The sequence below is a fragment of the Nonomuraea sp. KM90 genome (genome assembly GCF_052246675.1).
In the GTDB taxonomy this organism is placed as follows: domain Bacteria; phylum Actinomycetota; class Actinomycetes; order Streptosporangiales; family Streptosporangiaceae; genus Nonomuraea.
The window spans coordinates 195484-209078 of the sequence record NZ_JBQQCB010000002.1; the positions used below are offsets into that span (position 1 = coordinate 195484).

At 71.0% G+C, this 13595-nt stretch carries 14 protein-coding genes; 6 read left to right on the forward strand and 8 right to left on the reverse strand.

What is annotated here, in order from left to right:
- Window positions 1-1782: a PP2C family protein-serine/threonine phosphatase gene (locus tag ACTWPW_RS03405; RefSeq protein ID WP_443167914.1), complete on the reverse strand. Its 1782-nt coding sequence runs from the start codon at window positions 1780-1782 to the stop codon at window positions 1-3.
- A gap of 134 nt (window positions 1783-1916) precedes the next feature.
- On the reverse strand, window positions 1917-2066 hold the full coding sequence (locus tag ACTWPW_RS03410) for a GPGG-motif small membrane protein (RefSeq protein WP_165959640.1): 150 nt from the start codon (window positions 2064-2066) through the stop codon (window positions 1917-1919).
- 71 nt (window positions 2067-2137) lie between these two features.
- Between ACTWPW_RS03410 and ACTWPW_RS03415 the strand changes: the two genes are divergently transcribed.
- Window positions 2138-3091 carry a TIGR03557 family F420-dependent LLM class oxidoreductase gene (locus ACTWPW_RS03415; RefSeq protein WP_443167915.1) on the forward strand — a complete coding sequence of 318 codons (954 nt, stop codon included), beginning with the start codon at window positions 2138-2140 and terminating at the stop codon, window positions 3089-3091.
- 7 nt (window positions 3092-3098) lie between these two features.
- Here ACTWPW_RS03415 and ACTWPW_RS03420 read toward each other — a convergent pair whose 3' ends face one another.
- A complete protein-coding gene (locus ACTWPW_RS03420) occupies window positions 3099-3584 on the reverse strand; it encodes a DUF1360 domain-containing protein (RefSeq protein WP_443167916.1) in 486 nt (161 codons plus the stop codon).
- A 70-nt stretch (window positions 3585-3654) separates the two neighbouring features.
- Here ACTWPW_RS03420 and ACTWPW_RS03425 point away from each other — a divergent pair, with 70 nt between their 5' ends.
- Window positions 3655-4251: a nucleotidyltransferase gene (locus ACTWPW_RS03425; protein ID WP_364115303.1), complete on the forward strand. Its 597-nt coding sequence runs from the start codon at window positions 3655-3657 to the stop codon at window positions 4249-4251.
- 8 nt (window positions 4252-4259) lie between these two features.
- Here the strand turns inward: ACTWPW_RS03425 and secA2 are convergent, their stop codons facing one another.
- The 4 genes from secA2 to ACTWPW_RS03445 all read right to left on the reverse strand — a co-directional run bounded on the left by secA2 (window position 4260) and on the right by ACTWPW_RS03445 (window position 9670).
- A complete protein-coding gene (gene secA2 / locus ACTWPW_RS03430; RefSeq protein ID WP_443167917.1) occupies window positions 4260-6440 on the reverse strand; it encodes an accessory Sec system translocase SecA2 in 2181 nt (726 codons plus the stop codon).
- 142 nt (window positions 6441-6582) lie between these two features.
- A complete protein-coding gene (locus ACTWPW_RS03435) occupies window positions 6583-7506 on the reverse strand; it encodes a DMT family transporter (RefSeq protein ID WP_443167918.1) in 924 nt (307 codons plus the stop codon).
- A gap of 178 nt (window positions 7507-7684) precedes the next feature.
- On the reverse strand, window positions 7685-8500 hold the full coding sequence (locus ACTWPW_RS03440) for an SAM-dependent methyltransferase (RefSeq protein WP_375111278.1): 816 nt from the start codon (window positions 8498-8500) through the stop codon (window positions 7685-7687).
- Window positions 8501-8590: 90 nt separating this feature from the next.
- Window positions 8591-9670, reverse strand: a complete 1080-nt coding sequence (locus ACTWPW_RS03445; RefSeq protein ID WP_443167919.1) for an acyltransferase family protein — start codon at window positions 9668-9670, stop codon at window positions 8591-8593.
- 148 nt (window positions 9671-9818) lie between these two features.
- Between ACTWPW_RS03445 and ACTWPW_RS03450 the strand changes: the two genes are divergently transcribed.
- From ACTWPW_RS03450 to ACTWPW_RS03460, 3 genes are all read left to right on the forward strand, one after another.
- Entirely contained in the window at window positions 9819-10163 is a 345-nt protein-coding gene (locus tag ACTWPW_RS03450; protein ID WP_364115313.1) for a PRC-barrel domain containing protein, read from the forward strand.
- Window positions 10164-10258: 95 nt separating this feature from the next.
- A complete protein-coding gene (locus ACTWPW_RS03455) occupies window positions 10259-10633 on the forward strand; it encodes a VOC family protein (RefSeq protein ID WP_375111276.1) in 375 nt (124 codons plus the stop codon).
- Between the two features lie 177 nt (window positions 10634-10810).
- Complete coding sequence (locus ACTWPW_RS03460; protein WP_375111275.1) at window positions 10811-11776, forward strand: DMT family transporter; 966 nt, start codon at window positions 10811-10813, stop codon at window positions 11774-11776.
- Here the strand turns inward: ACTWPW_RS03460 and ACTWPW_RS03465 are convergent.
- Entirely contained in the window at window positions 11703-12839 is a 1137-nt protein-coding gene (locus ACTWPW_RS03465) for an FAD-dependent monooxygenase (RefSeq protein ID WP_443167920.1), read from the reverse strand. The two genes, ACTWPW_RS03460 and ACTWPW_RS03465, sit on opposite strands and share 74 nt — an antisense overlap.
- Window positions 12840-12923: 84 nt before the next feature.
- On the opposite strand from ACTWPW_RS03465, the gene ACTWPW_RS03470 reads away from it, so the two are divergent.
- Window positions 12924-13526, forward strand: coding sequence for a TetR/AcrR family transcriptional regulator (locus tag ACTWPW_RS03470; protein WP_375111273.1), 603 nt, complete (start codon window positions 12924-12926; stop codon window positions 13524-13526).
- The last annotated feature ends 69 nt before the right edge of the window (window positions 13527-13595 follow it).

Sequence of the window (13595 nt, forward strand, 5' to 3'; positions counted from 1 at the left end):
CTAGAGCACCCGTACGGCGAGGACGCACACATCGTCCTCGGCCGCCTCGCCTCCCAGACGCTTGAGCAGGCAGGCGATCACTTCCTCCGGATCGTCGCCGCAGCAGAAGTGCGCGGCCTGGATCAGCGCGTCCATACGGGCCGCCATGTCCTGCCCGCGCCGCTCGACGATCCCGTCGGTGTAGAGGATGAGGAAGTCGCCGGGCTCCAGCCGGGTCGTGGTCAGGTCGTACTCGGTGACGTCGAAGGCCCCCAGCATGAGCCCCGGCGCCGGGTCCAGCAGCCGCGCCCGGCCGTCCCTGATCAGCACAGGAGCCGGATGGCCGGCGTTCGTCCAGCGGTACGTGCGCTCCGCCGGGTCGAAGTGGCCGATGATCGCGGTGCCGGTCACGGTGACGCCCTGGTTGGAGTGCACGATGAGGTCGTTCAGCCAGGTGGCGAGCTGGTCCGCGGACGCCCCCGTGTAGGCCAGCCCGGCCAGGCCCGCCCGCATCTGGATCATGAGGCTGGCCGCCGTCAGCCCGTGCCCCATCGCGTCCCCGATCGCCAGCAGCACCCGGCCGTCGGGCAGGTGGCGGGCCTTGAACCAGTCGCCGCCCAGCCGGATGAGCTCCTCGCCGGGCAGGTAGCGCACCCCGATCGTCAGCCCCGGCATCTGGATGAGCCCGCGGCGGAACGGCAGGATCGTGTCCTGCAGCCGGACGGTGACGTCGTGCTCCTCCTCGGCCCGCCGGCGCTGCGAGAGCGCCTGCTCGTGCGCCACGGCCAGGGCCCGCTCCCTGCGCCGGTTCCTGGTCACGTCCTGGACCAGGAAGCGCACCTTGACCGGCACTCCGTCGGTGTCGAGGATCGGCTCGCCGTACACGCAGAGGTGCCGCACGCCGTGCCGGTGCTGGATCCTGAACTCGTTCTCGACCGCCTCCCGGTGTTCCAGCAGCGAGCGAAGGTGCTCCTCGACGATCGGCAGGTCGTCGGGCACCACCGAGGCCGGCAGCTCCTCCAGCGACATGGGCCCGTCGGAGCGGTCGCGGCCGAGCATCTCGTACATCTGCGGCGTCCACAGCGTGCGCTCCGTGGCCAGGTTCCACTCGCCCCAGCCCAGCTCGGCCAGGCGCTGGGCGCGTTCCCAGCCGGAGACGAGCAACTCCTCGTCGTCGAGGGGCCGCCAGCTCACCAGCAGCCCGTCATCCACCCGGGCCGCGCGCACGCTGAGCGTGGCCGGCCAGAGCAGGTGGTCCAGCACCTCCACGAACTCCAGCGCCTCCCGGTGCACGGGCTCGCCGCTCTCGTAGACCGCGATGCAGTCGTCGAGCAGCCCCGAGCCGGCCACCCCCGGGCTCGCCGTCATGAGCCGCCGCCCCGCCAGCTCCGCGGCCGTACGGCCGGCCACGGTCCTGGCGTGCCGGTTGGCCGCGAGGATCAGGAAGTCCACGACGCGGCCCGTGGCGTCGTGGACGGGGGTGAGGTAGAGGGCGGAGGCGTGGACGGCCTCCAGCATGCCGCGCACCCCGACGGGCACGTCGAGCGGGCCGACGGCCTCCTCGGACGGGCGCTCGATGCCCCTGGCGACCTCGATCGGGGCCAGCCCGCTGTGCCGGGCCATCCTGGCGAGCTGCTCGGCCGCCTCGACCGGGCGGATGTTCAGCTCGGTCGCGAGGCGGGCGGTGGCCTCGTCCAGGATGGCCTGGTCGCGCATCTGATGACGCAGCCGCAGGAGCTGGTCACGGACTCTCGCCGAGGCAGCCCCGGTCTCGTAGCGGCTGAACGGCGGATATTGGCTCACCCGCTCCTCATTCCCCTGGGAGGGGAAAGGAGGGGCGTCACTACGGATATTTCGACAAAACTAGTGCACCGCCGGACCGTTCTCGGGGATCGGCCCGGCGGCGAAACGGGTGGGGAACCGGGTGAATGGTCCCCTTAGACATTGAAGATGCTGACCCCGCCCGGGCCGACCAGGAATCCGAGGACGATGAGAACGATCCCCCAGAGCAGGTCGCGCCTGGCCAGGATCACGTAGATCCCGGAGATGACGAGAATAACCGCGATGATCCAGAGCAAAGTAGCCATGGGCCTGCAACTGCCCCCAGGAACGACCGCTTAACATGTTTCCCCCCGGGGCGACGGGCAGGGGAAAAGTTATGACGACCTTCGGTTATTTCCTGTCGTGCGAGGAACACGGCCCGAAAGAGCTGGTACGCCAGGCCAAGGCCGCCGAGCGCGCCGGCTTCGAGGCCCTCTGGATATCCGACCACTTCCATCCCTGGCTGGACGAGCAGGGGCAGTCCCCGTTCGTCTGGTCCGTGATCGGCGCGCTGGCCGAGGCCACGTCCCTGCCCATCACCACCGCGGTGACGTGCCCCCTGATCCGTACCCATCCGGTGGTCATCGCCCAGGCCACGGCCACCACGGCGGCGCTGACCGGCGGCCGCTTCCGGCTCGGCGTGGGCACCGGCGAGGCGCTCAACGAGCACGTGATCGAGTCCCGCTGGCCCCCGCTCAGCGAGCGGCTGGAGATGCTGGAGGAGGCCGTCGAGCTGATGCGGGAGCTGTTCACCGGCAAGCTGGTGACCCACCGGGGCCGCCACTACCAGGTGGACACCGCCCGGCTCTACACGCTGCCGGAGGAGCCGGCGCCCATCCTCATGTCGGGGCTGGGCCGGAAGTCGACGGAGCTGGCCGGCCGCCTGGCCGACGGTTACGTCTCGACCGCGCCGGACGCCGACTCCGTACGGGCCTTCCGCGAGGCGGGCGGCGCCGGCAAGCCGGCGCTCGGCGGGCTCAAGGCCTGCTACGCCGCCGACGAGGGCTCGGCCCGCAAGACCGTGCACCGCCTGTGGCCCACGCAGGGCATCAAGGGCGAGGCCTCCCAGATCCTGCCGCTGCCCCGCCACTTCGAGCAGCTCGCCGAGTCGGTCACCGAGGACGAGGCCGTGAACGGCAGCCCGGTCGGCCCCGACCCCGAGGTCCACGCCCGCTCCATCCGGCAGTACGTGGACGCCGGGTTCGACGAGGTCTACGTCAACCAGATCGGCCCGGAGCAGGACGCGTTCTTCGACTTCTACGAGCGCGAGGTCCTGCCACGGGCCCGGTGACCGGGGACTACTCGGCCGACTTCATCAGCTTCGCGTAGGCGAGCTGCAGCCAGTCCGAGATCGCCACCGCCGTCATGGTCGCGCCCACGAGCCGGGTGACACGGGGAGCCAGCACGAGGCCTGCGGCGTACCCGGTGGCCACCCACTGCGCCAGGCAGAACGGGCAGGCGAGCAGCTCGCCCAGCGCCCCGCGCGGCTTCTCCTGAACCTCGGAGGGGCCGCCGGGGCCTTCGTACCGCGTGAACGGCGCGCGCAGCGGGCTGGTCACGGGATCCTTGGCCAGGCGGCGCGACACCTTGTGCGTGCACGCGGCCATCAGCAGCAGGTCCATCACCCCGACGTGGTCGGGGAGCCGCCGCCCGGCCAGCAGCGCCGCGACGGTGGCCACGCCGACAGTCCCGCCGTACGCGCTGAGAATCCCGGCGTAACCGCCCAGCGGCCGGTCATGATCGCCTTCGTAGGACTGTTCGGTCTTCTCGAGGATTTCGGTCATAGGTTCAGGCGCTACCCGGAAGGCCTCGCATCCAACGTCTAGCCGACCATCGTTCGGGTAGCCCGTTCACATGAGTAGCCACGGCCACGCGGTCACCGACGCCATCCTCGACACGCTCAAGCGCGCGAGTTCGGGGCTCAAGGACGCCGGGGTCAAGTTCGCGCTGGCCGGCGGATGCGCCGCGTACGCGCGGGGGGCGGCCCCTTCGCTGCACGACGTGGACTTCGTCCTCACCGAGCACGACGTGCCCGCCGCGTTGGAGGCGCTGCGCGGGCTGGGTTTCCAGACGGCAAAGCCGCCGGAGGACTGGCTGGTCAAGGCGTACGACGAGGGGCGGCTGGTGGACCTCATCTTCCGGGTGTCCGACCTGCCCATCACCGACGAGCTGCTCGACCGGGCCGAGCCGCTGAAGGCGTCGGCGGTGATCGTCCCCGTGCTGGAGGCCACCGACCTGGTCATCTCCTGGCTGCTGCCGCTGTCGGAGCACGCCTGCGACTACGGCGCGCTGCTGGCGCAGGTGCGCGCGCTGCGGGAGCAGGTGGACTGGCCGAGGGTGGCCGCCGTGACGGCCAAGTCGCCGTACGCGACCACGTTCATCACGCTGCTGGAGAGGCTGGGCGTGCTGGACGGGCCCGTCGTGGCGTGCGGCGAGCCCAAGTGGCCCTGATCAGCTGATCAGCCGCGGCGGGTCGCGGCGGTGACCCGCTTGAGGATGCGGTCCCACTCCGTGCCGAACGGGTTGTCCTGCACGAGGTACGTCCAGGTCGCCGTCGGCCGCTTGAGATCCGGCTCCGGAGCCTCGAACGACTCCAGCGAGCGCCGCTCCACCTCGGCCAGCAGCGATTTGTACTCCGCCACCGCCTCCCGGTGGAACTCGTCGATCGGGCTCATCCGGCCCAGCGCCCGCAGGTGGATGCCCTCGCGCAGGTCGGTCAGGAACGCCAGGTGCTCGGTCCAGCAGCGGTCGATGGCGTGCAGCACGATCTGGCGGGCCGTCTCGTCCCTGGTGTCCTCCGGCATGGCCGCCCAGCGCTCGGGGTCGGCGGTCTCGAGGGCCTTGGCGGCGGCGTCGCCGTGCAGGACCTTGTCCCGCCATTCGAGGATCAGCTCGCGCTGGTGCTCCAGCAGCCGGGTGTAGCGCCACGTGTTGCGGTGGATCTCCAGGTTGACGCCCTCGGCGACGCGCTGGGCGTGGCCGACGAGGTAGGCGCCGCGCCGGTGACGGACCAGGCCGTCGGCGTCGGCGGCGGGCGGGCGCTCGTCGGGGACGAACTGGGTGATCAGATCATCCTTCATGCTGACGAAGAAGACCGAGCCGCCGGGGTCGCCCTGGCGGCCGGCGCGGCCCCGGAGCTGGTCGTCCAGGCGGCTGCTGGCGTGGCGGCCCGAGCCGATCACATAGAGGCCGCCGAGCTCGGCCACGCCCTCGCCGAGGCGGATGTCGGTGCCGCGCCCGGCCATCTGGGTGGAGACGGTGATGGCGTCGCGCTCGCCCGCCCGGGCGATGATCGCGGCCTCTTCCGCGTCGTTCTTGGCGTTGAGCACGACCGGCTCCAGGCCGCGCCGCTGCAGCAGCTTGGCGAGGTTCTCCGACTCGGCGACGTCGAGCGTGCCGATGAGGATGGGCCGGCCGCTCTCGTGGACCGTCTGGATCTCCTCGACCAGCGCCGCGTCCTTGTCGGGGACGGTCGGGTAGACGCGGTCCGGCTCGTCGGTGCGCACGCACGGCCGGTTGGGCGGGATCACCGCGACCTTGAGCCCGTAGAACTCGCCGAGCTGCTCGCTGACGGCCACGGCCGTGCCGGTCATGCCGCAGATGTGCGGATAGCGGCGGATCAGGCCCTGGACGGTGATCGAGTCGAGGATCTCGCCCTTCTGGCTCGGCGGCAGCGCCTCCTTGGCCTCCACGGCCGCCTGGAGGCCGTTGGGCCAGCGCTGCAGCAGCGCCACCCGGCCGCGCGAGGGGTTGATGAGCTGCACCTTGCCGTCGCGCACGATGTAGTCGACGTCGCGGGCCAGCAGCGCGTGGGCGTGCAGGGCCAGGTTGAGCTCGATCAGCGCGCCGGGCTCGTGCTCGTCGTAGAGCTCGACGCCCAGGAGGTTCTCCACGCTGTCGGCGCCCTTGGGGGTGAGGTAGACGTTGCGCGCCTGCTCGTCGATCTCGTAGTGGTAGCCGCGGACCAGCTGCCTGACCAGCGCCGCCATCTCCGGCACCGCGCTGCCCGGGTCGGCGGCCCCGGCCATGACCAGCGGCACGCGGGCCTCGTCCACCAGCACCGAGTCGGCCTCGTCGATCAGCGCGACCTCGGGCGCGGGCACGATGATCTCGGTCGCGTCGGTGCGCAGGCGGTCGCGCAGCACGTCGAACCCGATCTCGCTGACCGGCCCGTAGGTCACGCTCTTCGCGTACGCCGCGCGCCGCTCCTCGGGCGAGGAGTTCTGGTCGATCCAGCCCACGCTGACGCCGAGCGCCTCGTAGAACGGGCCCATCCACTCGGCGTCGCGCCGCGCCAGGTAGTCGTTGACCGAGATGACGTGCACGCGCTTGCCCTGCAGGGCGTAGCCGGCCGCCGCCATGGCCCCGGAGAGGGTCTTGCCCTCACCGGTGGCCATCTCGGCGACCTTGCCGTCGAGCAGGGCCAGCGTCCCCAGCAACTGCACGTCGTAGGGTCGCAGGCCCAACGTCCGGTCGGCGGCCTCGCGCGCGACGGCACAGAACTCGGCAAGGTCGCTCATGTCCGGCGCCGGCAGCTCGTCGAGCCCGCGGATGCGGTCGGCCCGGGCGTCCGCCGCCTTGACGATCTTCTGATAGGGCGTGAGCGGGACGCCTCCCGGACGATCCAGGAGGTTCCTCATTATTCCCTTGAGCGAGGCCACAGTTCCTCCAACGCACGCATCGCCGACACCGTTCCCGCTGCCAGAGGAGGGGAGCGGAGCGACGATTCGGCAAGCGTCGCCGTACCGGACCTTAACTCATCCGGCCGCCCGCGCCGTCACATCACGCCGCTTCGGCACGTGCGGCGAGTACCGCGACGGCGGCGAGCAGCAGCACGCACCCCGACCAGGCGAGCGGGGTGAGCCGCTCGCCGAACAGGACCACGCCGAGCAGCGCGGCGCCGACGGCCTCGCCGAGCGAGATGATCGACACCGTGGTGGCCCGCAGGGCGGTCAGCGCGCGGAAGAACAGCCCGTACGCCAGCGCGGTCGGCACCGCGCCCAGGTAGACCAGCAGTGCCACGGACGTCCAGGTCACCTCCGGCACCACTCCTTCGGCCAGCGCGAACGGCGCCAGGCAGGCCGCGCCGACGACGAACCCGCCGATCGCCATGGCCTGCGGGTCGCCGTCCCGGTGCCGCCGGGAGTAGAGCGTGACCCCGGCGTACCCGGCGGCCGAGGTCAGGGCGAAGGCGATGCCGGCGACGGAGGACATGCGGGCCTGCGCAACGGTCTCGGCCGTGAGCAGGACGAGCCCGGCCAGCGCGACGGCCAGCGCGACGAGGGCGACCCGGCCGAGACGCTCGCGGAGCAGGAAGCGGCTGCCCAGGGCGGTGAAGACGGGGGTGGCGCCCATCGTCACCACGGTGGCCACGGCCACGCCGGAGTGGGCGATGGCGGCGAAGTAGGCGGTCTGGTAGACGGCCATCCCGGCGCCGACGACCAGGACACGCCCGTTGAGGTGCCCGCCGAGACCTCCGGCCGCGCGGGCGCCGCCGGAGATGCGGGCAGAGGCGCGGGCCGCGGTGCGGCCGTTGGCGAGGAGCAGGAGGAAGGCGGCGCCGAGGAGGTAGCGCCACAGGGACACGCCGACGGGGCCGAGCCCGCCCGTCTCGAAGAGCAGGGATCCGGCGGCGCCGCCGGTGCCCCAGGCGGTCGCGGCCACGGACACGTAAACGGCGCCCCGCCGGGCGGAGACATGGGTCATGACAGGAGTTCTCCGGATGGAGTGGTCGGAATGGGCCCGGTGTGCGGGCAGCAACCACCCCCGGATCGGTCAGACCCGGAATCTCAGGAAAGGCCGCCCGCTAGCGGGCCGGCGGCGGGGAGCAGATGAGACGTCGCGGCATGGGCCTCACCCTATCGGGCGCCGGACCGGGGCCGCCTCACGGTTTCCGCGCGACCCCGCCCAGCAGCACCTCTTCCCAGGAGGTGAGCGGGCCGGGGATGCGCTCGTCCGGATGCCATTCGGGGAAGTGCACCACGCCCGGCTCCACCAGCACCAGCCCGTCGAAGAACCGCGCGATGGCGGCCCTGTCACGGAAGTGGCCGGTGCCCATGGTGGCCTGCAGCATCACCTCCAGCGCCTTGGCCTTGGGGTTGTCCGAGGCCAGGAAGTTGGAGGCGGCCAGGTGGCTGCCCGGCGCCAGCGCGTCCATGTAGCGCCGCATCAGCGCGTGCGGGTCCTCCTTGTCGGAGAACAGGTGCAGCAGCCCGACCGCCAGGATCGCGGTGGGCTGCGACAGGTCGATCAGGCGGCGCAGGGACGGGTGGCCGAGCACGGCGTCCACGTCGCGCGCGTCGGCGGTGATGGCGTCGGCGTACGGGTTGCCGCTGAGTATGGCCTTGGCGTGCGGCTCCACCATCGGGTCGATGTCCACGTAGACGACCCTGGAGCGGGGGTCGGCGAAGTGCGCGACCTCATGGGTGTTCTCGACCGTGGGCAGCCCGGCGCCGAGGTCGATGATCTGCCGGATGCCTGTCTCGCGGATCAGGTAGTCGACGACCCGCCCGATGAAGGCGCGGTTGCACCAGACGAGGTCGACGACTTCCGGCACCGCGGCCTTGAGCTTGCGCGCGACGGAACGGTCGGAGGCGAAGTTCTCCACGCCGCCGAGGAGGGCATCGTGCACCCGGGCCACACTCGGTCGTTCCCGATCGACCCCTGGGGGAGCCCACTCCTGCTCGGCGCTGAGACCCATCCGGCCTCCCTCTCGCAGTCCGTGCGCGGATCGTATCCAGACCTGGGGCTCCTACGCCCGACCTGGCGAGGGGTTGTCAGGAAAGTCACGTCAGCCTGTCGGGCTCCCCACCGGCGGCGCGGCGTGCGCGGGCTGCCGCTTCGACAGCAGCCGCTTGAGCCAGGGCGCGAGCGGCCGCTCCACGAACCGGTGCACCAGGTACGCCGCCCCCAGCATGACCGCGATCACCCCCACGAGCAGCACGTACTTGTTGACCATGCCCTCCAGGCGGGCGAACAGGATGAACCCGACGTGCGCGTGCAGCAGGTACAGCGGGTACGTGAGCGCCCCCGCGGTCACCAGCCACGGCCGGGCCAGCACGTTCGTGACCCGCAGCGCCACGAACGTCATGATCAGGAAGATCACCACGACCACGGCGGTGATGACCACCGGCGAGTACGTCACCGAATACCGCTCGCCGACCGCCTCGGCGTACCCGATGGCCCGGTAGACCGCGTTGCCCAGGCAGATCGGCACCAGCAGCGCGATCTGCCAGTCCAGCCCGAACCGGTAGAGCATGAACAGCGCCATCCCGGCGATGAAGTAGTGCGAGAACTCGGACTGGACGACCAGATCCGCGATCCCGGGCAGCACCCCCACCTCGACCAGGAGCGTCAGCGCCAGCCAGCCCCACAGGCCGGCCATGATCCGGCCCCGTGTCATCCCGATCCAGGTGAAGACCAGTATGAGCAGGTAGAACCGCATCTCGGCCCACAACGTCCAGTAGACGACGTCCACGTTTTCGATGTTCGGTATGGCCTGGAACATCGTCAGATTGGCCAGCACCTGCGGCAACGACACCTGGAACAGGCCGTGACCCAGCGCCACGGTCACCACGGCGGTGACCGCGATGCCCACCCAGTACGCGGGATAGAGCCGGACGATCCGCGACACCACGAACTGCCTGGGGGTCCTGCCCCAGGCGCTCATCAGCACCACGAAGCCACTGATCAGGAAGAACAGGTCCACGCCGAGATAGCCGTACTTGGCCCACGCGCTCTCCGTGACGAACGTCACGGTGGTCTTCCCGCCGGCCCAGCCGGAGAAGACGTAGTGGTACAGCACCACGCACAGTGCCGCCAGCAGGCGCAGCCCGTCGATCTCGTATAACCGTTCTGCCCTGGTTCGCATGGCTTGCTCCCTTCCGTAGTCAAGAGGGTGGCGGCATCAGCTTGAAGGATGGTTAAGGATCGTCAAACGCATTGTTACGGGTTTACACGAAAATCCACGGGTAGTTGATGGCTTGCCCGAGAAAGACGGAAGAGAGAGGAAGAGCCCGATGGAGCTCTGGAACTATCGTCCTGACGTCTATGACCGCGGGCACGCCCTGGACCTCGTGGGCTACCACGTCCAGGCGACCGACGGGAAGATCGGGTCCGTCGATGAGGCGACGTACGAGGTCGGCGAGAGCTACGTGATCGTCGACACCGGTCCTTGGATCTTCGGTAAGAAGGTCATGCTCCCGGCCCAGGTGATCACGAACATCGATCCCCAGGAACGCAACGTGTTCGTGGCCCGTACCAAGGCCGAGATCAAGGACGCGCCCGAATTCGACGAGGGCACGTTCAAGGAGCCCGAGTACCGTACGCGGCTGGGGGACTATTACGGCCGCTTCCCCGGGTGACTCACGTGTCGCAAGAGGAGGGCCGCGCCGATCGGGCGCGGCCCTTCTTGCGTTCCTGACAGAAGATGGCAGGTATGCCTGGCAGGCTCGACGGCATGACAACGAAAGCGAAGCTGCTGGCCTTCACCATCGACTGCTCCGACCCCCGGGCGCTGGCCACGTTCTACTCCGAGGTCACCGGGATGGAGATCACGTACGCCGAGGACGAGTACGCCGCCATCACCGACGGCACCACGAGCATCTACTTCGGCCGCGTAGCGGAGCGCGAGCCGGTCGTGTGGCCGAGCCCCGACAAGCAGTTCCACCTCGACTTCCGGGTGCCGGACATCGAGAAGGCGGCGAAGGAGTACGTCGCGCTGGGGGCCACCAGGCCGGAGTTCCAGCCCGGCGTCACGGACGAGGGCACCCGCTGGATCGTGCTGCGGGACCCGCAGGGGCACCTGTTCTGCGTCTGCCCCGAGCAGTCGTGATCGCGGTAACCGATCGGTCCGGTACCTCAGCTCGGCATCAAGGATGCGCCACATGTCCGTGCTGGTCAGAGCGGCCTTAAGGCCATTTATCAGCCTAAAGGATGACTCTGGGGCTTCGCTGGGCTCTTAAGCTGGAGCAATGCTCCTGAAAGGATCCCTGCTCCTGCGTGGGCCGCGATGACGTGGGTCGGCATGCTCATCGCCCTGGCAGGGGCGCTGGGATACGCGTTCGGCGCCGCGCTGCAGCAGTACGAGGTGGTGGCCGAGGGCGCTTCGCTGAGCCTCGTGAAACGCCCTCGCTGGTGGGTCGGCGGCATCATCTCCTTCACCGGCGCCTGCCTGCACGCCGTGGCCCTGAGCTTCGCGCCGCTGGTCGCCGTGCAGCCGATCAGCGTCGCCACGCTCGTGTTCGCGGTGCCGCTGGCCGCGTTCATGTACGGCCGCAAGCCGTACCGCGCGGAGATCCTCGGCTCGATCGCCGTGGCGGTCGGCCTGCTCTGGCTCATGCTGCTGGTGCCCACGCACAACGTGACGCCCAGGCTGAGCGACGGCGCCGCGCTCGGGTTCGTGGCCGTGATCGCGGTGGTCACGCTGGTCACGCAGGTGCTCGCCAGCCGGGTCCACGGCGCGTCCAAGGCGCTGCTGCTCTCCGTGGGGGCGGGCGCCGTGACCGCGAGCGTGTCCACGTTCGTGCGCGTGGTGGGCGGCGGGATGGAGGGGGACTGGGGGCGGCTGCTCCACTGGTTCACCCTGGCCGTGCCCGTGCTGCTGGTCTGCGCGGTGGTGCTGCTGCAGCGCTCGTACGCGGTGGGCTACTTCGGCATCGCCTACGCCGGCGTACAGGTCATCGACCCCATCACCTCCGTGATGGCCGGGGCGATCCTGCTCGGCGAGCCGCTGCCCACCTCTCCCTCGACGGCCGTGCCGGCCCTGATGGCCGGTGCGCTGACCATCGCCGGCACGATCACGCTGGGCCGCCTGGCCCCCGATCACCACGCCAAACCGGCGACCCCCGCCCCCGCCATCGCCCCCGCTCCCGCCCCGGCGCCCGTGGCGGTGGAGCGCACGGTCACCGTCCAGGCTCCGCCGGTGGACGCCACCGCAACATCTCGTCCATCGACCGCAACATCAGATCTGGGCTGAGCCGGGCCGCGGCCGACAGGCCGAGATCGCGCAGCCGCACCGCCAGCGGGTTGCGCAGCATGGTCATCCGGCACAGCGTCATCGACCGCCGCACGATCTTCATGGTCCGCTCCCTGCGGGCGGCGCTGTAGGCGGCCAGGTCGCCGCCGGCCAGGTGCGCCAGCACGACCCCGTCCTCGATCGCCTGGCAGGCGCCCTGCCCGAGGTTCGGCGTCATCGCGTGGGCCGCGTCGCCGACCAGCGCCACCCGGCCCTGGTGGTAGGCGGGCAGCGGCTCGGCGTAGGAGTAGATGTCGTTCCGGATGATCCTGGCCGGGTCGGCCGCCGCCAGCAGCGCCGGGATGGGCTCGTGCCAGTCCCCGAACCTGCGCAGCAGCTCCGCGCGCTCGTCCGCGTACACGGTCCCGGCGGGCAGCACGTCGGTGGCGTAGACGTAGACGACGTCGCCGGCCAGCGGGTGGATGCCGAACACCGTGCCGCGGCCCCAGCTCTCCGACCGGGGGATCGCCAGGCCGCCGCGCGGGACGAGGGCGCGCCACGCCGTCACCCCCGAGTACGCGGGCCCGGGATGCTCCGGGAACAACGCGCGCCGGGTGGCCGAATGGATGCCGTCGGCCGCCACGACCAGGTCGGCGTCCAGATCACCGGCCGCCGTGCGGACCACGCCCTTCTCGGCGTCCGCCCCGGACACGGCCGTGTCCAGGCGCAGGCGGTCCCGGCCGAGGGCGTCCATGAGCACCTCCATGAGCGTGGCCCGCAGCATGACCACCACCGAGTCGCCGTACCTGTCGCCCGCCGCCGCCTCCGTGGTGTGCGTGAGCCAGCTCCCGTTCGACCGGCGCAACCCGAAGGGCCCCTCCGCCGTGGCGAGCCCGCGGATCCGGTCGCCCAGGTCGAGGGAGTCGAGGGCCTTCAGCGCGTTGGCGGCGATCGCCAGCCCCGAGCCGACGGGCTCGATCTGCGGCACGCGCTCCAGCACGGTGACGTCCCACCCCTTGCGGCGCAGCGCCACCCCGGCGGTCAGCCCGCCGACACCCCCGCCGATCACCACAGCCCTGGCCATGGCCGCCTCCCCTTCAACTACGTCTGTAGTGCCACCCTACTACGCCTGTAGTGAGGTCTCACTACCGCTGTAGTATCAGGCTCCGTGAAGCGCGCTGACCTGGTCGCCGACACGGCCATCACCCTGCTGGCCGAGCGCGGCATGCGCGGCCTGACCCACCGGGCCGTGGACGAGGCCGCCGACCTGCCGCCCGGCTCCACCTCCAACCTGGCCCGCACCCGGGCGGCGCTGCTGGAGCTGACCCTGTCACGGCTCACCGACCTGGAGATGCGCGCCCTGTCCGGTGCGTACGGGGGGCCGTACGACCTGGCGGCCCTGCCCGCGCGCATGGCGGAGGCGCTGCACACCCAGCTCTCCGACCGCCGCCGCACCCTGGCCCGCTACGAGCTGGCCCTGGAGGCGACCCGCCGGCCCGAGCTGCGCGAGATCTACGACCAGGCCGGACGGCGCTTCCGCGACCCGGCCGTCGCCATCCTGACGGCCCTCGGCTCCCCGGACCCGGTCCGGCACGCGCGCAACCTCGTGGCGTTCGGCGAGGGCCTGATGTTCGACGCCATCGCCGGCGCCGGCACCGTCCCCACCCTCCAGGACCTCAAGGACGCCCTGAACGAACTCCTGACCGGCATGCTCGGCGGCCCCGCGCGACAAGGGGACCCACCAGCAGGATCGTCGCCCGTCGCGACCTGAAGCTCGGCCACCGCGTCCATGACCTTCCGCATCCTGAGCGGCGACCCTGGGCCACGGCAGCGCATCTCG